This window comes from Janthinobacterium sp. GW823-FHT06H09 (assembly GCF_058794735.1).
This window is the reverse complement of the sequence record NZ_JBXAHC010000009.1, coordinates 85,677-107,857: the sequence shown is the minus strand read 5'-3', so window position 1 is coordinate 107,857 and position 22,181 is coordinate 85,677. Positions and strand designations below refer to the sequence as shown.

General features: G+C 64.9%; 19 protein-coding genes and 1 other RNA gene. 7 read left to right on the top strand and 13 right to left on the bottom strand.

Translation table 11 applies throughout. The annotated features are described in order from the left end of the window. Positions 1-143: 143 nt before the first annotated feature. Positions 144-1,952, top strand: a complete 1,809-nt coding sequence (locus AC1Q6X_RS16950) for a putative bifunctional diguanylate cyclase/phosphodiesterase (RefSeq protein ID WP_409027964.1) — start codon at positions 144-146, stop codon at positions 1,950-1,952. On the opposite strand, the gene AC1Q6X_RS16945 is transcribed toward AC1Q6X_RS16950, so the two are convergent. The 8 genes from AC1Q6X_RS16945 to AC1Q6X_RS16910 all read right to left on the bottom strand — a co-directional run bounded on the left by AC1Q6X_RS16945 (position 1,939) and on the right by AC1Q6X_RS16910 (position 11,712). Beyond that, a complete protein-coding gene (locus tag AC1Q6X_RS16945; RefSeq protein WP_070221888.1) occupies positions 1,939-2,307 on the bottom strand; it encodes a DUF3325 domain-containing protein in 369 nt (122 codons plus the stop codon). The genes AC1Q6X_RS16950 and AC1Q6X_RS16945 overlap by 14 nt on opposite strands. Beyond that, positions 2,307-3,929, bottom strand: coding sequence for a PepSY-associated TM helix domain-containing protein (locus AC1Q6X_RS16940; RefSeq protein WP_492497877.1), 1,623 nt, complete (start codon positions 3,927-3,929; stop codon positions 2,307-2,309). Before AC1Q6X_RS16940 ends, AC1Q6X_RS16945 begins: the two co-directional genes overlap by 1 nt. After that, on the bottom strand, positions 3,926-4,261 hold the full coding sequence (locus tag AC1Q6X_RS16935) for a DUF3649 domain-containing protein (protein ID WP_230502443.1): 336 nt from the start codon (positions 4,259-4,261) through the stop codon (positions 3,926-3,928). The genes AC1Q6X_RS16940 and AC1Q6X_RS16935 overlap by 4 nt, the downstream gene beginning before the upstream one ends. A gap of 2 nt (positions 4,262-4,263) precedes the next feature. After that, entirely contained in the window at positions 4,264-5,010 is a 747-nt protein-coding gene (locus AC1Q6X_RS16930) for a DUF4198 domain-containing protein (protein ID WP_099409562.1), read from the bottom strand. Between the two features lie 59 nt (positions 5,011-5,069). Beyond that, positions 5,070-7,331, bottom strand: coding sequence for a TonB-dependent siderophore receptor (locus AC1Q6X_RS16925; RefSeq protein WP_230502445.1), 2,262 nt, complete (start codon positions 7,329-7,331; stop codon positions 5,070-5,072). A 274-nt stretch (positions 7,332-7,605) separates the two neighbouring features. Further along, positions 7,606-10,029, bottom strand: coding sequence for a TonB-dependent siderophore receptor (locus AC1Q6X_RS16920; protein ID WP_492497876.1), 2,424 nt, complete (start codon positions 10,027-10,029; stop codon positions 7,606-7,608). Positions 10,030-10,114: 85 nt separating this feature from the next. Next, on the bottom strand, positions 10,115-11,209 hold the full coding sequence (locus AC1Q6X_RS16915) for a FecR family protein (protein ID WP_492497875.1): 1,095 nt from the start codon (positions 11,207-11,209) through the stop codon (positions 10,115-10,117). An 8-nt stretch (positions 11,210-11,217) separates the two neighbouring features. After that, positions 11,218-11,712 carry a sigma-70 family RNA polymerase sigma factor gene (locus tag AC1Q6X_RS16910; protein WP_492497874.1) on the bottom strand — a complete coding sequence of 165 codons (495 nt, stop codon included), beginning with the start codon at positions 11,710-11,712 and terminating at the stop codon, positions 11,218-11,220. A 168-nt stretch (positions 11,713-11,880) separates the two neighbouring features. On the opposite strand from AC1Q6X_RS16910, the gene AC1Q6X_RS16905 reads away from it, so the two are divergent. Next, positions 11,881-13,512: an alpha-D-glucose phosphate-specific phosphoglucomutase gene (locus tag AC1Q6X_RS16905; RefSeq protein ID WP_492497873.1), complete on the top strand. Its 1,632-nt coding sequence runs from the start codon at positions 11,881-11,883 to the stop codon at positions 13,510-13,512. A 111-nt stretch (positions 13,513-13,623) separates the two neighbouring features. Here AC1Q6X_RS16905 and AC1Q6X_RS16900 read toward each other — a convergent pair whose 3' ends face one another. Together AC1Q6X_RS16900 and AC1Q6X_RS16895 are read right to left on the bottom strand one after the other, a co-directional pair. Continuing rightward, a complete protein-coding gene (locus AC1Q6X_RS16900) occupies positions 13,624-15,198 on the bottom strand; it encodes a POT-type proton-dependent oligopeptide transporter (RefSeq protein WP_070311781.1) in 1,575 nt (524 codons plus the stop codon). Positions 15,199-15,280: 82 nt separating this feature from the next. Beyond that, the gene (locus AC1Q6X_RS16895) at positions 15,281-15,850 is read right to left on the bottom strand and encodes a GNAT family N-acetyltransferase (protein ID WP_492497872.1); all 570 of its coding nucleotides are present in this window, start codon (positions 15,848-15,850) and stop codon (positions 15,281-15,283) included. 146 nt (positions 15,851-15,996) lie between these two features. Here AC1Q6X_RS16895 and AC1Q6X_RS16890 point away from each other — a divergent pair, with 146 nt between their 5' ends. Next, complete coding sequence (locus tag AC1Q6X_RS16890) at positions 15,997-17,187, top strand: MFS transporter (protein WP_492497871.1); 1,191 nt, start codon at positions 15,997-15,999, stop codon at positions 17,185-17,187. Positions 17,188-17,191: 4 nt separating this feature from the next. Here AC1Q6X_RS16890 and AC1Q6X_RS16885 read toward each other — a convergent pair whose 3' ends face one another. From AC1Q6X_RS16885 to groES, 3 genes are all read right to left on the bottom strand, one after another. Continuing rightward, on the bottom strand, positions 17,192-17,701 hold the full coding sequence (locus tag AC1Q6X_RS16885; protein ID WP_492497870.1) for a hypothetical protein: 510 nt from the start codon (positions 17,699-17,701) through the stop codon (positions 17,192-17,194). Positions 17,702-17,885: 184 nt separating this feature from the next. Continuing rightward, the gene (gene groL / locus AC1Q6X_RS16880; RefSeq protein ID WP_128142111.1) at positions 17,886-19,535 is read right to left on the bottom strand and encodes a chaperonin GroEL; all 1,650 of its coding nucleotides are present in this window, start codon (positions 19,533-19,535) and stop codon (positions 17,886-17,888) included. 50 nt (positions 19,536-19,585) lie between these two features. Continuing rightward, a complete protein-coding gene (groES, locus tag AC1Q6X_RS16875) occupies positions 19,586-19,876 on the bottom strand; it encodes a co-chaperone GroES (RefSeq protein WP_010400979.1) in 291 nt (96 codons plus the stop codon). Positions 19,877-20,400: 524 nt separating this feature from the next. Here groES and AC1Q6X_RS16870 point away from each other — a divergent pair. From AC1Q6X_RS16870 to ssrS, 4 genes are all read left to right on the top strand, one after another. Beyond that, positions 20,401-21,147: a hypothetical protein gene (locus AC1Q6X_RS16870; RefSeq protein WP_492497869.1), complete on the top strand. Its 747-nt coding sequence runs from the start codon at positions 20,401-20,403 to the stop codon at positions 21,145-21,147. Between the two features lie 156 nt (positions 21,148-21,303). Further along, the gene (locus AC1Q6X_RS16865) at positions 21,304-21,567 is read left to right on the top strand and encodes a hypothetical protein (protein ID WP_034747342.1); all 264 of its coding nucleotides are present in this window, start codon (positions 21,304-21,306) and stop codon (positions 21,565-21,567) included. Further along, positions 21,567-21,878 carry a cell division protein ZapA gene (locus AC1Q6X_RS16860; RefSeq protein WP_034747344.1) on the top strand — a complete coding sequence of 104 codons (312 nt, stop codon included), beginning with the start codon at positions 21,567-21,569 and terminating at the stop codon, positions 21,876-21,878. Before AC1Q6X_RS16865 ends, AC1Q6X_RS16860 begins: the two co-directional genes overlap by 1 nt. 54 nt (positions 21,879-21,932) lie before the next feature. Next, positions 21,933-22,110: non-coding RNA, 6S RNA (ssrS, locus tag AC1Q6X_RS16855), on the top strand. The last annotated feature ends 71 nt before the right edge of the window (positions 22,111-22,181 follow it).

Here is a 22,181-nt window from a genome sequence, read left to right as displayed (position 1 = left end):
TGCCAGTCAAGCGGCACCCGATCAGGCAAATATCGCGCCAAAATTCTTATACTATTTCCTTTCAGCATGTATCTGCGCCCGGCCGCATGGCGCGCGTTGCAAAGGAAAACCATGTTCCCTACGTTCCGCCTGCCGGGTGACGCATGACGGCGCTGCTGCTGGCGCTGTGCCTGACCCTGACCATGGTGCTCGCCGTGCTGCTGGCCTGCCAGTGGCGCGCGGCGCGCACGTGGCGCATGCGTCATGCGACCGGCGCGGTGCTGCAGGCGGCGCAGGCGCGGCGCATGGCGGAGGCGCTGGCGCTGTTGCACGCCTTGCCGGCGGCCGTCATCGGCACCGACCACGACGGCGTGGTGCAGTATCTGAATCCCCGCGCCAGCGCCATGGGCGGGCTGCTGGGCGACGCTGGCCTGGGCCAGCCCGTGACCGGGCTGCTGCCGCTGTTCCATGACGGCACGCCCATCGATGCGGCGCGCCAGGTGCGCGACTGCGTGGCGCGGCAGGAGGTGCTGGAAGTGGCGCGCGGCGCCGTGCTGCTGCGCCATCTCGACGGCAAGCGCATCGACGTGCAGTACAGCTGCGCGCCGCTGGCGCAGGGCGGCGCGGTGCTGCTGCTGCACGATGTGTCGGCCCGCAGGCGCGCCGAGCAGCAGCTGGAATTCATCGCCCACCACGATGGCTTGACGGGACTGCCGAACCGCCTGCATTTCCAGATCCGCTTCGAGCACGGCATCGCCTACGCGCGCCGCCACCAGGGTTTGCTGGCCGTGCTGTTCGTCGACATCGACCGTTTCAAATCCATCAACGACAGCCTGGGGCACGACGTGGGCGACCAGGTGCTGACGGAGTTCGCGCGCCGGGTGCAGCAGTGCGTGCGCAAGGTCGATACGGTGGCGCGCCAGGGCGGCGACGAATTCATCATCCTGCTGACGGAACTGCGCACGGCGCACGATGCCGAACGGGTGGCCGAAAAGATCGTCGCCGCCATCGCCGCGCCCTTCGTCATCGGCGAGTACAGCCTGTCGGTGGCGGCCAGCGTGGGCGTGGCCCTGTATCCGGACGACGACGACGACGTCAATGCGCTGATCGAAAAGGCCGACCTGGCCATGTATGCGGCCAAGCGCCACGCACCCGGTACTTGCCAGCGCTATGCGCCGCGCATGCAGACGCAGTCGTATTCGCGCACCATCCTCGAGACGGCCCTGCGCCACGCGCTCGAACGCGATGAATTCGCCCTGTTCTACCAGCCGCGCATGGACTTGAAGACGCGCAGGATCACGGGCGTGAAGGCGCTGCTGCGCTGGAAGCACCCGGAACTGGGCTTGATGATGCCGCTCGACTTCTTGCCGGTGCTGGAGGAAAGTGCCTTGATCCTGCCGGTGGGCGCCTGGGTGCTGGCCACGGCCGTGGAGCAGGCGCGCGGCTGGATTGCGCAGGGGCAGATGCTGACGGTGTCCGTCAGCCTGTCGGCGCGCCAGTTCTACCAGCGCGATATCGCGCGCAATTTCGCCGCCGCGCTGCAGGCGGCCGGGGTGCCTGGCCATTGCATCGAACTGGAAATCGCCGCCGGCATCTTGATCGACAGCAACCAGAACTGCGAGCTGATACTGCGCCAGTTCCGCCAGCTGGGCATGGCGATTGCCATCAGCGATTTCGGCACGGGCGACGCTTCGCTCACTTACCTGAAACGCTTTCCCACGGATGCCGTGAAGATCGAAAAGTGTTTCATCGACGACCTGGACAAGCCGGGCGGCGATGGCGCCATGGTGCGCGCCATCGTGGCGATGGCGCGCACGCTCGGACTGCGCACCATCGCCGGCGGCGTGGAAAGCGGCGAGCAGCTGGAACTGCTGGCCGAGATGGGCTGCGACGAGGCGTTCGGCTATTTTCTCGGCCGCGCCATGGCGCCCGAGGGCATCGAGGCGCTGCTCAAGTCGCCTAGCCCGGCCTGACGGACAGCGCCGCCAGCAGCACGGCGGCCAGCACGGCCGCGCCGCCGATGACGCGCGCCAGGCGCATGGCCTGGCGCGGCGCATACGGCAGCAGCCAGATCAGCAGCAAGCCGCAGCCCGTCAGGCTGCCGACCCAGTAGACGAGGCCATAGCCGCCGCCGGCGATGTGCATGGCCCAGGCCAGGCCGGCCGCCAGCGCCAGCCAGCCCGTCCACTGCAGGCGGCGGCGCAGCGGGGCGGGCGGTTCGGCGCCGCGCCCGTGCAGGTCGGCGTAGTGGCGGTCCATGGCCAGGCACAGCGAAGACAGGCCCGCATAGCACAGCGCGAAGACGAGGAAATTGGCTAACAGTTCCATCACGCGGCCTCCATCGTCGTCGGCGCCGGCTTGGCCGGTGCTGGTTTGGAGGCTTTCACGGGCAGCGGTTTCAATTTGAACGCCGCATACGCGAGGCCCAGGCCCAGCACCAGCACCACCAGGTCGAAGGCGGCCACCGCCACGGGGCCGCGCCCCAGGAACAGGGTCACGCCCAGGTGCGAATGGGTGGTGAAGACGTTCAGCACGGGCAGCGCCGCGAGCAGGAAGGCGCCGGCGGCCAGCTGCAGGCGCCACATGGCGCGCGACGGGCGCAGCTGGGCGATGATGGCGGCCAGGGCCCAGGCGCCGAAGAAGCAGGCGATTTCCTCTTTCGAGCGCTCCTCCATCGCCGCCGGCAGCAGGCGGTTGGCCCAGAAGTAGGCGCCGAAGGCGATCGGGATGCCGGCGATGGCGCCGATGTTGAGCGCTTCGACCAGGCGCAGGCCGAAGCTGGCGCGCTTGCCGGCGGCCAGCGCCTTGGCCTGCTTCTGGCGCGTCTTGACGGCCCACAGCAGGGCGCCCGTGGCGACCATGGCGCAGCCGGCCAGGCCGGAGAGGAAGAACAGGGCGCGCAGCAGCGGGCCGCCGAAATGCGCGACGTGCAGGCCGACCATCACGCCTTGCGTGGCGGCGGCGCCCGGCTGCGCCTCGCCGTCGGTCGACAGCAGCTTGCCGGACACGCCGTCGAATTCCATCGACGGCTGCTTCGACGACATGTCGCGTCCGCCGGCGCGCGTCAGCGTGATGGTGGCGTTGGCGTCGCCCGGATGGTTGACGGAGATGCGCTCGACCTTGCCGCCCCACTGCTGTTCCGCCTGGCGCACGAGGGGCGCGAGCGGCGTCATCGGCGCGGCCACGCCGGCCGGCTTGCTGTCGCCCGAGCGGCCCGGGAAGGCTTCGGCGAAGAAGGCGTCCTGGTCGCCTTTGTAGGCGGCCGTGACGCCGGACGGCATGTACAGGAACATCAAGGTGACCAGGCCCGTGTAGGTGATCATGATGTGGTAGGGCAGGGCCAGCACGGCCGTCACGTTATGCGCGTCGAGCCATGAGCGCTGGCCCTTTTTCGGCCGGAAGGTAAACAAGTCCTTGAAGATGCGCTTGTGCGTGACGATGCCGCTGATGATGGAGACGAACATGAACATGGCGCAGAAACCCACGATCCAGCGGCCCCAGATGGCCGACATGTAGTGCAGGTCGAAATGCAGGCGGTAGAGGAATTCGCCGCCGCGCGTCTCGCGCGGCTTCGATAGCACCTGGCCCGTGGCCGGGTCGGCTTTTTCGCTATGAAAATTGCCGCGCCGTCCGCGTTTCTTTTCGCCTGGTTGCGACGGCTTGCTCCAGCCCAGCTGCGTGGCGGGGCTGCGCTCGCCGGGCAAGCTGATGAACCAGCGCGTGGCGCCTTTGGCCCGTTCTTCCATCGCCTGCTGCGCGACCTTGGCCGCTTCCTCGGTGCTCACCTGACTGGCGGCGGCGCCGTGCAGCTCGGGCTGCATCCACAAGGTGATTTCATTGCGGTAGTAGCTGGCGGTGCCGGCGCAAAACACCAGCAGCAAGATCCAGCAGACGAGCAGGCCGGACCAGGTGTGCAGCCATGCCATCGACTGGCGGAAACCTTCTTTCATGCGAGACTCCAGGATAGTGCGCCCATCGACTGCAGGATGGCGGCGATGACGGCGGCCGGAATCAGGAGACCCAGCCACGCGCGCAGGGCGCTGCGCGTGGCGAAGACCCACATCACGGCGCAGGTGTAGATGGCAAACGACAGCAGGGTGGCCGTCATGACGGCTTCGGAACGGGCCATGGGCAGGCTCACCGACAGCAGCATGGTGACCAGTGCGGCCAGCACGTAGCCGCCAGCGATGGCGGCCACGCTGCGCGACGCCACGCCGAGGCGGTACACGACCCCGGCGGAGAGCCGCAGGCGCGGCATTTTAATGATGGCAGGCGCTTGCATGGTCAGTCGTGATCCTTGCTCGGCGGCTGGGCTGGGCCGGCCGGCAGCGGCGTCACGCCTTGCGGCTGCACCAGGCTCAGGGTGGTCACGAACATGGCCTTGTCATACGCTTGCGCGCCGCGCTGTCCGGCCGTCTTGTCCGTGTGCTGCACTTCCAGCACATACGTGCCTTGCCATGGCAGCGGGAAGCTGACCAGGCCTTGCGCATCGCTCCACGCTTCCTTGCCCCAGCCCGACTGCACCACGGCGTTGACCTTGGCCTGCGCCAGCGGCTTGCCCTGGTAGCTGACCTGGAACTGGCCCGGCGTGCCGGTCGGCACCAGGTCCAGGGTCAGCGCGGGTGCTTGCGCCTTGCCGTCGGCGATCAGGCGCGCGGCCGGCACCCACACGGTGCGCGTGGTCTTGCCATCCTTTTTCTCTTCCCATGACGGGTAGGCGTTTTCCTCGACGATGATACTTTCGCCGGCGCCCACCTTGCCATTGAGGAGGAAGGCGCCCGCCGTCTTGCTCGCCTGCAGCGGCTGCGCGCCCTTGGCCGACAGCCACGTCACGTTCTTGATGCTGAACTTGTCCAGCAGACCGGGCGACGCTTCGCGCAGGTTGTCGCCGAATTCGCCGAAGTACACGCTGGCCGCCTTGCCGTCCTGCTGCAGCCAGATCTGGTGCGCGCTGGCGCTGCCGCAGGCGAGGGCCGCGCCCAGCAGGGCGGTGGCGAGGGCGCCGGGGCGCGCGATGGAAGCGATGTGCATGGTGTATCCCTTATCTTGCTTATCTTGTTATGTGAGTGGAAAAAGCGGCCGGCGCTGCATCAGTACTGGTAGCGCAGGTTCAGCGCCACGTTGCGCGGCTCGCCGTAATAGCCGCCGTTATAGAAGCCCACGCGGCGGAAATACGTCTTGTCGAACAGGTTGTTGACGTTCAGGCTGGCCGACAGTTTCGGGCTGATCTGGTAGCGCGCCATCAGGTTGGCCAGCACGTAGCTGCCCTGGCTGACGCGGATCTTGCTCTTGTTCGGCAGGGTGGCCATCGTCCAGATCTCGCTCTGCCAGTTCAAGCCGCCGCCGATGGTGAGATTTTGCAGCTCGCCCGGCAGGCGGTAGGTGGTCGAGACGCGCAGCATGTTGGTCGGCTGGATGGTGTTGGTCACCACGCCCTTGCCCGTCTTCGAGCTGCTGTGCGTGTAGCCTGCGAACAGCTGCCAGCCGCGCAAGGGGCTGCCCGACACTTCTGCTTCGTAACCTTTGCTTTTCGTGCCCTTGCCCGTCGATATATACGGACGGCTGCCATCCGGCAGCACGAAGGTCGGCGGCACCGACTTGTCTTCCTCGCCCAGATTGTCCTGCTTCGCTTCATACACGGCGAACGAGGCATTGACGGCGCCGTCGAGGAATTCGCTCTTCACGCCCGCTTCCACGTTGCTGCCCGTGATCGGGTCGAGGAAGGCGTTGTTCTTGTCCTTCAGGTTTTGCGGCTTGAACAGGTCGGTATAGCTGGCGTACAGCGACGTGCTCTTGCTCACGTCGAGCACCAGGCCCGCATACGGCGTGACGACATCGTCCGTTTTATACGCGGAGCTGCGCTTCACAAAACGGCCCCCGGTGTCGTAACGGTCGTTATACGTTTCCCACTTCGACACGCGCGCGCCGGCCAGCACCTTGACGCTGTCGGCGACGTTGATGCGCGTGGCGATGAAGGCGCCCGACTGTTTGGTGGTGGCGACGTCGCGCGCGCCCGTGCGCGTGAGCGCCGGCTCGGGCACGTCGCCCGTCCAGTTGCGGAAGTCGGGGATGGTGGTGGCGAACGGCAGCGGATCGGGCAGCAAGGTTTCATTCGTCGTGCCCTTTCGCTTCCAGCCGTTCACGCCCAGCACCAGGTCGTGCCGGCGGCCGAACAGGGGGAAGCTGCCATTGGCCGACAGGTCGAAATTGTCCTGCTTTTCCTCGTAGGGGAAGGCGCCGCTCCAGACTTCCAGGCCGCTGCCGTCGCGTTTCGGATAGCCGCTGCCGCCGTAGAACAGCTTGCCGTTCGAGGAGCTGTCCAGGCGCCCGTAGGCGGCCTTGAGCTTCCAGTCGCTGGCGAAGCGGTGCTCGAGGTAGACGTACTTGTTCTGAAACTCGCGTTCCCAGCTGCTCCACTTGGCCGCCATATTGAACGAGCGGGGCATGTTGGCCGGCGTGCCGTCCGCGAAGAACAGGGGCGTGGTGCCCCAGCTCGTGCCTTTCGGCGTGTTCTTTTGATAGTCGATGCCGGCCGTGAGCAACGTTGCCGGCGTCAGGTCCGCCTCGACGATGACGGCGCCCGCCAGCTTGCGTTCCTTGTACAGGTCCATGTAGGAATGGCGGTTCTGGCCGGCCACCACGACTCTTCCGCGGATGCTGCCGTCCGCATTTAGCGGCGCGCCGATGTCGCCTTCGAGCCGGACCTTGCTCCACGAACCCAGCGTCAGGCCGGCCGAGGCGGCGAACTCCTTGCCGGGACGCTTGTGCAGCATGTTGATGGTGGCCGACGGGTCGCCATTGCCGCTGACCAGGCCCGTCGCGCCGCGCACGATTTCGATGCGGTCGTAGATGGCCGTGTCGAACAACGCATTGGAGCCCGAATTGACGGCCACGCCATCGATCTGGTAATTGCCGATGGAAAAGCCGCGCGCGGAAAAGCTCGTGCGTTCGCTGTCGTTTTCCTGCACCGTCACGCCCGTCGACTGCACCAGCACCTCGGCCAGGCTGTTCAAGCCCATGTCGTCCATGCGCTGGCGCGTCACCACGGAAATCGATTGCGGCGTTTCGCGCATCGACAGGCCCATGCGCGTGGCCGTGGCCATTTCCCTTGTCGTGTAGGAACCCGTATGCTCGGTCGATGCCTTGTCTTGCTGGGCTTGCACCTTGATTTCGCTCAGGGTGGCTTCCTCCGGCTTGGCGCTCGTATCGGCGGCCAGCGCCGTGCCTGCGCCCAGGGCCGCCGCCAGCAATGCCGCCTGCACGGCGGCGGCCAGCGGACGCAGGGCGGTATTGCCAACGGTTGGGGAAAACGGGCCGGCCACCATGCCGGCCAGCGAAACTGCTCGCGCCATGAAACATCCTTCTTCTCGCATGCCCGCCGTCGGACGGCGGGCGTTTTTGGTAGGGGAGGCTTGCTTGGCGGTGTGGCCTGGCTGGCGCAGCGTGTCATCCAGCCATATGGCAGTCAGGCGACTGCGTGCAGACTCTGGCGAGTCCAAATGTGAATGAGAACTATTCTTATTATAGTGCGGGGTTGTGAGACATGCAAGAGTGCGATGTTGTAAACGCGCACGGCCGCCCGGTACTGGGGGCGGCCGTGGCGCGCGATGCTGGCTGCGCGGGCGCTTACAGCGCCGGCGTGTAGCGCACGGTGAGGATGATGTTGCGCGGTTCGCCGAAGTAATTACCACGGCGCAATTCGCCCGTGGCGGCCCAGTAGGTCTTGTCCGTTACATTGGCGATGCTGAGGCTGGCGCTCCAGTGGCGGTTGAAAATATACGCGGCGCGCGCGTCCCACACCGCGCGTCCGCCATTGCGGAAACGCACGTCGGGATTGTCATCGGCCCGGTAGACATAACCGCTTTGCGCCGAGACGCCGCCGCCCACCGTCCAGTGGTTCCAGGCGCCGGGCAGGCGGTAGCTGGTCGATACGCGCAGCATGTGCTTGGGCGTGACGGTGGGCGGCGTTTCGTCGCCTTCGCCGCGCGCGATATTGTAGGTGTAGCCGGACGACAGCTGCCAGCCCGGCAGCACTTCGCCGCTGGCGTCCGCGTCGATGCCCGTGCTGCGGATGGGGCGGCCATTGCGGTAGCAGCTGCCCGTGACGTCCCACTTCAGGCAATCGTCGTTGCTGGCCTCGTCGTACACGGCCGTGTCGCGCTTGTCGATGCGGAAAGCGGCCAGCGCCACGTTCAGGCGGCCGTCGTACAGCTCGCCCTTCACGCCCGCTTCATAGGTGTCGCCGACGACGGGTTTCAACGGTTGTCCGCCCAGGGTGTAGTACAGGCTCTGCGGCTGGAAGATGCTGGCGTAGCTGCCGTACACGGACCAGCGCTTGTCGAGGTCGAGCACCAGGCCCGCGTACGGCGTGAATTCGCGGCTTTCCTTGTAACGGCTGACGGGGTCGGTCGCCAGCTTGCCCGTGGTCTGCTTGTCGAACCAGCTCAGGCGGCCGCCCAGCAGCAGATGCAGGTCAGGCCGCAGTTCCCAGCGCGTGCTGGCGTAGGCGCCGTAGTGCTGCTCGTTCAGGTGCGGCAGCGAGTCCCAGGTCGGATGCGGGGGACGGGCAAGCAGCGTATTGTTCGGATGGAAGACGTCGAAGGGCAGGCCGGGCGAGGTCGAGGCCGCATGATCGTCGGTGACGGCGCGCGAGGCATTCATGCCCAGCAGTACCTCATGCCTGCCGCCCCAGGCCTGGAAGCTGCCGCCCACGTTGGCATCCACGCCCGTGGTGACGATATCCTGCTTGCGGTAGTTGATCGTGTACAGGCGCGCCCCTTGCTGCGTGGCGGGGGCTATGCTGCCGCGCACGATGGCCGCCTGCTGATCGAAGGCCCCATACGTGCGGTTGAGGGCAACTTTGGCCTTCCAGTCGCCGCCAAAACGGTGTTCGAGGTCGGCGAACAGTTCGCCGATGGTGGCGTCGTGGCGGTTCCAGTCCTGCGCCAGCGACGTCGAGCGGCGCACGGGCAAGGTCGCGCCGTCGCTGTAGCGGGGCAGGCCAAACAGCCAGTAGCCGTCCGTCACCGTGTGCTGGCGGCGCGCGCCGGCGCGCACGGTGGTGGCGGCGTCAAGGTCCGCCTCGACGATGCCGTAGAACAGGGGCATGCGGCTGTGCGCCGCGTCATAGAAGTAATCGCGGTCTTCATAGGCCACCAGCGCGCGCCCGCGCACGGTGCCGGCCGCGTTCAGCGGCGCGCCTGCGTCGAGTTCGATGCGGCGCTGGTTCCAGCTGCCCACGGTGGCCGTCACGTCCGCATGGGCTTCGGCGCGCGGGCGCTTGCGCACCAGGTTGGCCACGCCGCCCGGCGTGCCGGCGCCGACGATCAGGCCGGCCGAACCGCGCAGGATTTCCACGCGGTCATACACGGCCATGTCGGGGATCAGCCAGCCCGTGGCATTGTCGGAAATGCCGGGCATGCCATCGATCAGGTAAGACAGGGCATTGCCGCGCGACAGGAATTCATGCGAGCCGAAGCTGCGGTTCATGCGCGTCAGGCCCGTGCTTTGCTCCAGCACCTGGTCCAGGGTGAACAGGTTCTTGTCGTCCATCTGCTGGCGCGTGACCACCGACACCGATTGCGGCGTGTCGCGCAGCGCGCGTTCCGTGCCCGCCAGGGTCACGGCGCGTGTCGTGTAGGCGCCCGTGCCTTCGCTGGTGGCCGTGCGCTCGCCATTGGCCGTCACGGTGATTTCCGACAGGGTCGCCGTTTCGCCCGTGGCCTTGGGCGCCGCCTTGATGATGACGGCATTGCCGTCGATCGACGCCTGCAGCCCGCTGCCGGCCAGCAGACGATCGAGGCCGTTGCGCACGCTGAGCGTGGCGTTGATGGCGGGCGCCGTCTTGCCGGCCACCAGGTCGGGCGAAAACAGCAGTTGCAGATTGGCTTGCCGCGCCAGTTCATTCAGGGCTTGCCCCAGCGGCTGGGCGGCGATGGACAGTTTGACGGTGGGCAAAGTTTGCGCCTGTGCGGCGCTGAGCGTGCCCAGGGCCAGCATGGCGGCCAGGGCGAGGGGGGCAGGTTGCAGATTGAAGCGGGGGGACCACATGCGGCATTCTCCAGGTTACTTGTTGTCGATACACCTGGTAGACGCGGCAGTGGATAAAATCCTCACCTGCGAATGCGACTTATTTTCATTTATTTTGTTGCAGATGCATGGCGGGCGCCTGCGCAGGCATTGTTGCCGCCATGCGGATCTCGCTGGCAGTGCCGCTGTGCACGAGCTGCACGGGCAGCAGCTGGGGCAGGGCGGCGGCAAAGCGGTCGAGCTGGGTCAGGCTGAAGCTGCCGCCGATGCGCAGGCGCGCCACGGCCGGATCGCGCACGAGCAGGCCCGTGTCGCCATAGCGCTCGAACTCGGCCAGGGCCGCGCCCAGCGGCACGTTGTCGAAGGTGATCCTGCCGTCGCGCCAAGGCGCCACGCTGCCGGGGGCCAGGCTGGCGACGGCCGACAGGCGGCCGCCGGCATCGCTGCTGACGCCCTGGCCGGCCGTCAGGTCGACTTGCTCTTGCCGCGCGCCGGCCACGCGCACGTGGCCATGCTGCACGGCCACGCGCAGCTGGCCGTCCTGGGCCAGGGTGTTGCGCACGGCAAACTGTGTACCCACCACCGTCACCGTCAAAGGGCCGCTGAGCACGTCGAACGGCTGCCCTTGCTTTGATTGCACCTGGAACAGCGCTTCGCCCTGCGCCAGGCGCACTTCGCGCCGCTGGCGGTACACGGTGACGTGCAGCTGCGTGGCCGTGTCGAGCTGCAGCTTGCTGCCGTCGGGCAGGGCGACGGCCAGGCGCTGGCCCCGCGCAGTGGCATACGACTGGCTGAACGTGGGTTGCTGCCACCACTGGTAGCCGCCCGCGCCCACGCCAAGCAGCAGCATGGCGGCGGCCGCATACGGCAGCGCGCGCAGCCAGTGCCGGCGGGGCGCGGACACTGGCGCAGAGGAAGCCGGGGGCACCGTCCAGCGCGCGGCGACGTGCGCGGGAATCCGGCGCGCCGCGCGGTGCGTCTCCTTTAGCTGCGCATACGCATGGGCGTGACGCGCATCGGCCGCCAGCCAGGCGGCAAATTCGGCCTGTTGCTGCGCATCAAGGTTGCCGCGCCGGCCAAACCAGCTTGCAGCGGCCAACGCCACACCGTCCTGCGTGGCGGCAAAGTCGGCGTACTCGCGCAAGTCCGCCTCGTCCTGGGCGGAGGGGCCGAAATCATGGCGGGGCGGGCGGGCGGTCATGGGCGCCATTATGTGGCTTCCCGCAAGGAATGCAACTGCAGCAACTGCCCCCGGCAACTGAGCATGCCGCGCGCGATATGTTTTTCCACCATGCTCACGGAAATGCCCATGCGCGCGGCGATCTGCGCGTGCGGCAATTCCTCGAAGACGTGCAGCACGAAGGCGTCGCGGCAGCGCGGCGGCAGGGCGTCGATGGCGGCCACGCAGGCTTGCCAGTCCTGGCTGCTTTCCAGTGCCTGTTCCGGCTGCAAATGCTGGGGTCCTGCCGGATGCGCCGCTTCCGGCAGGGCGTCAAGTTCCTCGTGCTGGCGCAGGGCGGCGCGGCGGTGCTGGTCGATCATCAGGTTGCGCGCCGTGCGGTACAGCAGCGCGCGCGGTTCGCGCACGGCCTGTTCGCCCAGCACGCGCGCATAGCTTTCCTGCACCAGGTCCAAGGCAGCCTCGCGGTTGCGCAAGCTGCGCCAGCAAAAGTTCAACAGTTCTTGGTAATAGCGTGCAATCACGGCGTCCGATGTCTGAGTCCGCAGCCAGGAATGCCGCATATGAGAATGATTCTCATTATACGATATGCGGGGATGCGGCGTTAAGCGGCTTGCCGCACCGTGGCAGGCGTACAACGCTTTGCCGGGCGGCCGGCATCGGTTAACATGGGAAGTTAACAGGGAGGCAAGATGGCTATTCAAGTTATCAATACGGCGCCGGTGGCGGGACAGCGGCCCGGCACGTCGGGCTTGCGCAAGAAGGTGGCGGTCTTCAGCACGCCGCAATACCTGGAAAACTTCGTGCAAAGCGTGTTCGACACGCTGGGCGACTGCCGCGGCCAGACCCTGGTGCTGGGCGGGGACGGGCGTTACTACAACCGCGCCGCCATCCAGACGGTGCTGCGCATGGCGGCCGCGCACGGCTACGCGCGCGTGCTGCTGGGGCAGGGCGGCATTTTGTCGACGCCGGCCGTCAGCTGCGTGATCCGCAAGCATGGCGCCAGCGGCGGCATCATCCTGTCGGCCAGCCATAATCCGGGCGGCCCCGATGGCGATTTCGGCATCAAGTACAACATCGCCAATGGCGGCCCGGCGCCCGAAAAGGTCACGGAAGCCATGTTTGCGCGCACGCAAACGCTCACCGAATACCGCATCAGCGACGCGGCCGACATCGACCTCGACGCCTTGGGCACTGTGCGCATCGAGCAGATGACGGTCGAAGTGATCGATCCGGTGCTTGATTACGCTGAACTGATGCAGCAGCTGTTCGACTTCGACGCCATCCGCGCCCTGTTCGCGGGCGGCCTGCGCATCTGCTTTGACGGCATGCACGCCGTTTCCGGCCCGTATGCGACGGCCATCCTGGAAGGCATGCTGGGCGCACCGAAGGGCAGCGTCATCAACGGCGTGCCCCTGGAAGACTTTGGCGGCGGCCATCCCGACCCGAATCCCGTCAACGCGCAGGAACTGATCGCGCGCATGGCCGGCGACGATGCGCCGGACTTCGGCGCCGCTTCGGACGGCGACGGCGACCGCAACATGATCGTCGGCCGGCGCTTCGACGTCACGCCCTCGGACAGCCTGGCCATCCTGGCCGCCAACGCCACCGTGGCGCCCGGCTACCGCGCGGGCTTGTCCGGCATCGCCCGCTCCATGCCCACGTCGGGCGCGGCCGACCGGGTCGCCAGCGCGCTGGGCATCCCCTGCTACGAGACGCCCACGGGCTGGAAATTCTTCGGCACCCTGCTCGACGCCGGCATGGCCACCCTGTGCGGTGAGGAAAGCTACGGCACCGGTTCGAACCACGTGCGTGAAAAGGATGGCCTGTGGGCCGTGCTGTTCTGGCTCAACCTGCTGGCGGAGAAAAAACAATCGGTGGAAGAAATCGTGCGCGCGCACTGGGCCACGTATGGCCGCAACTACTACTCGCGCCACGACTATGAAGACATCGACAGCGCTGGCGCGGCGCAGCTGATGGCGGCCGTGCGCGGCCAGCTGGCCGCCTTGCCGGGCCAGCAGTTCGATGGCTACACGGTGGCGCTGGCCGACGATTTCAGCTACACGGACCCCGTCGACGGTTCCGTGGCGACGCAGCAGGGCATCCGCATCATCATGACGGACGGCGCGCGCATCGTGCTGCGCCTGTCCGGCACGGGCACCGAGGGCGCCACCCTGCGCCTGTACCTGGAGCGCTACGAGGCCGATCCCGCGCAGCATGACATCGCGACCCAGCAAGCGCTGGCGGGATTGATCGCCGTGGCCGAGCAAGTGGCGCAGATCCGCGCACGCACGGGGCGCCACGCGCCGACGGTGACGACGTAAAAAAAGGGCGCGTAGGTCGGATTAGCGTGGCATCGCCACGCGTAATCCGACGACATTGTCAGCAGCGTTGTCGGATTACGCCCTTTGGGCTAATCCAACCTACTTGTATGATTACGCCTTGCCCGGGACAGCCGCCTGGCGGTAGTTGTCCACCATCTTGTAGCGCTTCGCATACAGGCCGAAGGCCAGCATGGCGACGGCGGCAAAGGCGGCGAAGAAGAACATCTGGAAAGCCGTCACGCTGATGCCGCTCTCGGCGATCTTGCCGATCACGCCTTCATTCATGACGCTGCGGTTGACGATCAGCACCCACAGGTTGCCCACCGTGGTCGACAGGTTCCAGAAGCTCATGATGGCGCCCTTCATCGACACGGGCGCCTGGCTGTACGCAAACTCCAGGCCCGTGGCCGAGACCAGCACTTCGCCGAACGTCAGCAGGGCGTACGGCAGGATCTGCCACATGATGGAGACGGCGTTGCCGCTGTCGAGGGCCAGCTGCAGCAAGCCGATGACGATCCACGCCAGCGAGGAAAAGCCGATACCGGCCGTCATGCGGCGCAGGGCCGTCGCTTCCAGGCCGAAGCGGTTGAGCATCGGGTACAGCACCAGGTTGTTGAACGGGATCAAGAGCATCACCAGCATCGGGTTCAGCGCCTGCATCTGCGCCGGCAGGAACCAGCTCGGTTTTTCCATGGTGTTCGCCTGCACGATCCATGTCGAGGCCTTCTGGTCGAACAGCGAGAAGAACGGCGTGACGAGGGCGAAGATGACGAGGATGCGCAGCACGGCGCGCACGCCTTCGACGGCTTCGTCCGGGTGGATGCCGCGCGCGCGTTCCAGCTGCATGGCCGTGCCGATGCTGCCGAAGGCCAGCAGCAAGACCAGCGCGGTACACGCGGAAATCACGAAGCCCCATTCGGGAATGCTGTAGAACGCGTACAGGGCGCCGATCACGCCGACGTAGGCGACGTACAGGCCGGGACGCGAACCGCCGTCGACGCGCGCCAGCAGGGCCGTGCGGGCCACGCGGGTGAACGAATCGGGATTCGGCGGCGCCGGCGGCACGTGCACGTATTTCTTGGCGCCCATCCAGAAGACGACGGTGGCGGCCAGCATCATCAGGCCGGGGATGCCGAAGGCGATCGACGGGCCGAAGTCGCGCAGGAACATCGGCATCAGCAGCGAGGCGAAGAAGGAGCCGAAGTTGATGATCCAGTAAAACAGGTCGAAGACCAGCTTGGCCTTGTGCTTGTTGGTCTGGTCGAACTGGTCGCCGACAAACGAGGCGACGAGCGGCTTGATGCCGCCGGAACCGAAGGCGATCAGGAACAGGCCGAAATAGAAGCCGTTGACGCTGTTTTCAAACAGGGCCAGGCAGGCGTGGCCCGCGCAATACACGAGGCTGAGCCAGAAGATGGTGTTGTACTTGCCGAAGAAGCGGTCGGCCAGCCAGCCGCCCAGCAGCGGGAAGAAATATACGCCGATGACGAAGGTGTGGAACACGTGCTTGGCTTCGCCCGTGCGCTGGTCGATCGGGATCATCAGCAGCAGGGTGCTGATGAGGAATGGCGTCAGGATGTTGCGCATGCCGTAAAAGCTGAAGCGTTCGCAGCCTTCGTTGGCGATGATGTACGGTATTTGCCGCGGCATTTTGCCCGTGGCGGTTTGTGTCTCGGCCGATGACATTGGCTCTCCCCCAAGTTTTTTTTGTAAGCCGCGATGCTAAGGCCTGCCGCGTTTGCTTGCAACAGAAAAAACGGCCTGTCCGCTATTTCGCAGGGATTTGTAAGGTATTGATTTCCATAAAGACATTACTTTCGGCACTTGCGCTTGCACTTGCACACGCCGGGCGCGGCAGCCACAGCTGCATTTGCAGCATGCCGTCCGATGCGGGGCCGTCCGCCAGGGTAAAGCCGCAGCCCAGGTACAGGGTCAATGCCGCGTGGTTGTCCTGCGCCACGGCCAGGCGCAGGCGGGCCAGTTCGGGGATGGCGCAGGCATGGGCGATGGCTGCCTGCAGCAGTTGCCGTCCCGCGCCATGCCCGCGTGCCTGCGGCGCCACGTACACGCCCCACAGGCTGGCCTTGTCATGCACGACGGCGATCGGTTCGCGGCGCAGGCCGGCAATGCCGATCAATTGATCCTTGTCGAAAGCGCCAAATATTATTTGGTGGGGCGTGATGCGCAAGCGCTCGGCTATCCGTGCCAGCGGCAAGCCGCTCTCCGCCGCATGCGTCGTGCAGAAGGCGGCGGGCAGTTCGGCGATGCCGGCCAGGCGCAGCGCGCGGTAGGCGGCAACGTCGTCGGGCGTCAGGGGGCGGACGGTGGTGGCGGGCATGTGGGCGAGTATCGGGCTTCGATGCCAGAAAGTAAACCTTGCCGTTCACCGCCGCCATCCTTAATATCTGCCGCATGAAACCTGTACCGAGCCCTTCCCCTGATATGTCCGCTGGCGCGGCTCTGACGCCGGCGCGCGAGCGCGCGATGCTGTGGCTGCTTGTGCTGACGCAATTTACCGTGATCATGGATTTCATGGTGATGATGCCGCTGGCGCCCCAGCTGATGCAGGCTTTCCACATCGGCCCGGCCGCCGTCTCGGGCGCCGTTTCCGCCTACGCCTGGTGCGCGGGCCTGTCCGGCTTGCTGGCGGCCACGTATATCGACCGCTTCGACCGCAAGAAGCTGCTGCTGACCATGTTTTGCCTGTTCACCCTGTCGAACCTCGCTTGCGCGCTGGCGCCGAACTTCCACGTGCTGCTGTGGTCGCGCGCGTTTGCGGGGCTGACGGGCGGCGTGCTGGGCGCCATGGTCATGGCTATCATCGGCGACGTGATTCCTTCCGAGCGGCGCGGCGCGGCCACCGGCATCGTCATGACCTCGTTTGCCATGGCGGCCGTGGGCGGCGTGCCCATCGGCGTAGTGCTGGCCGCGCACTTTGGCTGGGCTTCGCCGTTTTTCCTGCTGGTCGTGCTGTCGCTGCTGGTCTGGCTGGGCGCGGCGCGCGTGCTGCCCTCGCTGACGGCGCACATGGGCGCGGCTGCCACGCCGCTGCGCCAGGTGCTGCCGAACCTGCTGGCGCTGTTCCGCGAGCGGCGCCACCTGAAAGCGTTCTCCTTGTCGATTGTCAACATGACGGCCGGCATGCTGGTCATTCCCTTCATTTCGCCCGTGCTCGTGGGCAATATGGGGCTGGCGCCGGCCGACGTCACCTGGGTGTATCTGGCGGGCGGCTGCGCCACGATCTTTACGGCGCGCCTGATCGGCCGCTGGGCGGACCGGGCCGGCAAGCAGCAGGTGTACCGCTGGGTGTCCCTGTTGTCGATTGCGCCGCTGCTGTTCATGACGCACTTGCCCCAGCTGCCGTTGCTGGGGCTGATGCTGGCGTTTCCCTTCTTTATGGCCCTCGTCTCGGGCCGCATGGTGCCGCTGCAGGCGCTGCTGACGACCATCCCGGAACCGCACAAGCGGGGCGCGTTTCTCAGCGCCAATTCGGCTCTGCAAAGCTTTGGCAGCGGCCTGGGCGCCTGGCTGGGCGGCCTGACCCTGCAGACGGACGCGGCCGGCCACATCAGCGGCTACGGCATCAATGGCTGGCTGGCGGCGGGCTTGTCGCTGTGGACGGTGTGGTGGGTGGCGCGCGTGCGCGGCGCGGCGCCGCAGGGGGCGCCGGCGTAGGGGATTACTGCGTGGCGATGCGCTGCATGGGCGCATTGTCCTTGCGCCATTGTTCCAGGCTGATCAGCTCACCGCTGACAACGTCGTCGACGAGGATGCGCTTGCCATCCTGGGAGACGACGAAACTCTCCCAGCGGTGCGCCGCGTCCGGCGTGTTTTCCACAAAGTTCAGGTCATAGTAGGGCTTGCCATCGATGAGACGCACGTCGGGCGACGTTTCCATCACGGCGCCGTGGGCGCGGCCGCCCGAAGCCTTTTCGATATGCGCCGACCAGGCCTTGATTTCCGGCAATGCCATCAGCGCATCGACGGCGTGCGCGCTCTGTTCTGGCGCCGCCTGGCTGCTCGCGGCCGGGGCATTGGTGCCGTGCGGCGCGCCTTGCTGGTGCAGGTAGAAAGCGCCGAGCCCGGCGGCCAGCAAGCCGGCCAGGATGCCGGCGATGATGGTGGTTTTGGAAGAAGAGGCGCGTGGCTGCATGATGGTGGCGTGAGAAAGAGGGACGATGGCGGCCATGCTAAAGCAAAACGTGCAGGCGGGCAATCGTTGAAATTTCTAAAAAGCAAGACGAAAAAAAGCCACCTTCCGTAGAAGATGGCTCTCGGGGCTGCCGGGCAGGCGCAAGCAGCTTTTGGTCTGCCTGTCCCGTCCCGGCGTGGCGGCTGCGCGCGCCGTCGCCTGCGCGCGGGGATGCCGGACATTACATCATGCCGTCCATGCCGCCCATGCCGCCCATACCACCCATGCCGCCGCCCATGCCGCCGGCTGCCTTGTCGTCAGCGATTTCGCAGACCATGCAGTCGGTCGTCAGCATCAGCGAAGCGATCGAAGCGGCGTTTTGCAGCGCCGAACGGGTCACTTTGGCTGGGTCCAGGACGCCCATTTCCACCATGTCGCCATACGTGCCGTTGGCAGCGTTGTAGCCGTAGTTGCCCGTGCCAGCCAGTACGGCTGCCACGACGACCGAAGCTTCTTCGCCGGCGTTTTGCACGATCATGCGCAGCGGCTCTTCCATTGCGCGCAGGACGATCTTGATACCAGCGTCTTGATCAGGATTGTCGCCCTTGACCGTGATGTTGGCGCGTGCGCGCAGCAGGGCTACGCCGCCGCCTGGCACGATGCCTTCTTCCACGGCAGCGCGCGTGGCGTGCAGTGCATCTTCAACGCGGGCTTTTTTCTCTTTCATTTCGACTTCGGTGGCTGCGCCAACCTTGATCACGGCAACGCCGCCAGCCAGTTTGGCCACGCGCTCTTGCAGTTTTTCACGGTCGTAGTCCGAGGTCGCTTCTTCGATCTGTACACGCACTTGTTTCACGCGTGCTTCGATCGAGGCAGCTTCGCCGGCGCCATCGATGACGATGGTGTTTTCCTTGCCCACTTCGATGCGTTTCGCCTGACCCAGTTCGGCCAGGGTCACTTTTTCCAGGGTCAGGCCGACTTCTTCAGCGATCACCTGGCCGCCCGTCAGGACAGCGATGTCTTCCAGCATGGCTTTGCGGCGGTCGCCGAAGCCTGGTGCTTTCACTGCGCAGGTTTTCAGGATGCCGCGGATGTTGTTCACAACCAGGGTAGCCAGCGCTTCGCCTTCGATGTCTTCCGCGATGATCAGCAGTGGACGGCCAGCCTTGGCGACTTGTTCCAGTACCGGCAGCAGGTCACGGATGTTCGAGATTTTCTTGTCGCACAGCAGGACGAATGGGCTGTCCAGGACGGCAACTTGCTTCTCTGGGTTGTTGATGAAGTATGGCGACAGGTAGCCGCGGTCGAACTGCATGCCTTCGACGATGTCCAGCTCGTCGTTCAGCGACTTGCCGTCTTCCACCGTGATGACGCCTTCTTTGCCGACTTTTTCCATCGCTTCAGCGATACGCTCGCCGATCGAGTAGTCCGAGTTCGCCGAGATCGCGCCAACCTGGGCGATTTCCTTGGTCGTGGTGCAAGGACGGGCGATTTTCGCCAGTTCTTCGACGGTCGCTGCAACAGCTTTGTCGATACCGCGCTTCAGGTCCATCGGGTTCATGCCGGCGGCAACGAACTTCATGCCTTCGCGCACGATGGCTTGTGCCAGCACGGTCGCGGTGGTGGTGCCGTCGCCGGCGTTGTCGCTGGTGCGGGAAGCCACTTCCTTGACCATTTGCGCGCCCATGTTCATGAGCTTGTCTTTGAGTTCAACTTCTTTCGCTACCGACACGCCGTCCTTGGTGACGGTAGGGGCGCCGAACGAGCGCTCCAGGACCACGTTGCGGCCTTTCGGGCCCAAGGTGACTTTGACTGCGTTGGCGAGGATGTTGACGCCTTCGACCATCTTGGCGCGCGCTGCGTCGCCGAATACTACTTCTTTAGCTGCCATGTTCAATTCTCCTGAGTTTCGGGATGTATCTGTCTACAACGTGGAAACAATTACTTGACGACGATCGCCATGATGTCTTCTTCGCGCATGACCAGCAGCTCATCGCCGTCAACTTTGACGGTTTGGCCGGCGTACTTGCCGAACAGGACGCGGTCGCCCACTTTGACATCCAGAGGACGGACTTTGCCGTCGTCGAGAATCTTGCCATTGCCTACGGCAAGGACTTCGCCTTGATCCGGTTTTTCAGCAGCTGCATCAGGAATGATGAGGCCGGACGCAGTCTTGGTTTCCTGGTCGAGGCGTTTGACGATGACGCGATCGTTCAATGGGCGCAGATTCATACAAAACTCCTTAAAGTTCAATGGATAGGTGTTGCTAAATGAATACATGCCTGGCACAGCGCCAGGCGTGCTTTCAGTGACCGCCGTTGAAAGCAGCCCGCAACGGTCAAGCAAACCCCATGGCATCGTGTGCATGCCGGCGCTGGGCAGTGGTGGCATCGCGGCGTCGCCCGCCGCGTAGCGTTCCCTGCTGTTGCCCGGCAGACACCATCATGTCTTGAGGATTGCTACGAAAGAGTTTGTTAGCACTCTCTACTAACGAGTGCTAATTATAGGGACGGTAGGGGGCTTATTCAAGGGCTTATTCTCCGGGAAGATAAGCTTGGACGTTCTGCGCAGCCTGCATTTACGCAGGGTTTGCGCAAACGCAAGCCTCGTTCCCGGGCGTCAGCAACAGGCGCGACTCTAGCATGCCCGTCAGGCGAACGGCGTTCCTGTACGCACAGGAAACAGAGTTTTGCTATGGACTTTGATAAGATGATTGCAATTGCATATCAATATTCCCCTGTACCAGAAAGCACACCATGCCATCGACTCTTTCCCGTCCCGCCCTGCGCCTGCTCGGTGCCGCCCTCGTCGGCCTCGCCTGCCTGGGCAATGCCGCCGCGCAAACGCCCACGATCGTCGACGAAATCACCGTGGCCACCCTGACGCCGCTGGAAAAGGAGATGCTGCTCAACGAGCTGTTCAACGACCTGAACAAGGATGACGACGACCAGGAAGCCCATGTGTGGGACAATGGCGGCGACCGTGGCATGCGGGTGAAGGTCACATATAACTTCAGCAACTCCGGCATGACGGAACACAGCCTGAAGGCGCACATCTGCCGCGACCTGAAATTCGTCGTCACGGCGGGCGACAAGTCGCAAGACCTGAGCCGCCGTACGTGCTCGCAGAACAGCGGCCGTTGGGATGTGCAGGGCAAGGACCCGGCGCCCGTCGTGTATCCGCCCTTCCTGTCCGACGTGACCATCGCCAAGCTGAATGCGAAGGAACAGAAATCCTTGCTGACGGCCGCCGTGCGCACCCTGAAAGATGAAGAGGATGGCAAGAGCCGTGAATGGAGCAACAAGGGACTGGGCAATGCCGTGCCCTTGCGCGTCACTTTGACGCCCTCGCGGACGGACGCCAAACCTGGCAGCTACCACCGTACTTGCCGCGACTTGACGATGGTGCTTGATGGTAAGAGCGGCAAGCAGGAATTGACGCGCCGCTCGTGCGAAAACCGCTATGGCGGTCTCGATATCGAACCCGATTACGTCGACGAGTAAAACGCTGGCATCGCGGCGCCGGCGGATGCGTGCAGATGGCGAAAAGCGCCGGAAAAAGCGTGTATTTCACGGCAACTGACCTGCATTGATGTAAATATGTGTGACAGCGGCGTGATTCGATTGACGCCCATGGAGCGTCCGCCCTATAGTGGCGGGATGATTTCCGAATTCAACGAATTATCCGACAAAATAGGCCTGCTGGCCGAAATGACCCATGCGCTGCGCCGTGAAAACGCGCAATTGCGCAAGGACAATGCCGCGCTGGCCGCCGAGAACGCCCTGTATGTGCAACGCATGCGCGAGGCGCAGGAGCGGGTGGAAGCGTTGCTGGAAAAAATTCCCGAACTGGTGCAAGCCGGCCTGGAGCAAGCCGCTTCCGAGGCGGGCGCCTATATTGCCGAGAACGAGAAGGAAGCGTAATGCCGCGTGTCGATGTCAATATCATGGGCCAGTCCTACAGCATGGTGTGCCGCGACGGCGAAGAGCGCGCGCTGCGCGAAGCGGCGATCTATCTCGATAGCAAAATGAAAGCCATCCGCGACGCGGGCAAGGTCAAGGGCAATGACCGCATCGCCGTGCTGGCCGCGCTGGGCGTGGCCGCGGAATTCCTCTCCGTGAAGTCGCCGCAAGGTCCGCTGTCGGAACTGACGATCCTGGAAGTGAAGCAAAAGATCTCGGCCATGCACACTGTCCTCGACAGCGCATTGACGCCCCAGGAAAACCTTTTTTAAGCGGACACGGTACGATTTGTCTTTGCGATGCGAGATCAAAGGAGTAAACTTGGGTCTACCCTGCGGTGTTCGCGATTGCCATATATTCCTTGAACCATTTATGCGCATCGGTTGCGAATTTTGTTTGATGGGAGTGAGCGTCGCTCGTTCGACGAACCCGAAATTGAACTAACGTGACCACCTTGAACCGTTTGGTTCGGGATGCCGGCATAGCGGCACAGGCGGGGCCCAATTTGCAGTACAAAAAACGGTTGCAGCATCAGCATGCGCAGCCGTTTTTTTACGCCTGTCGCTTTTATTCTT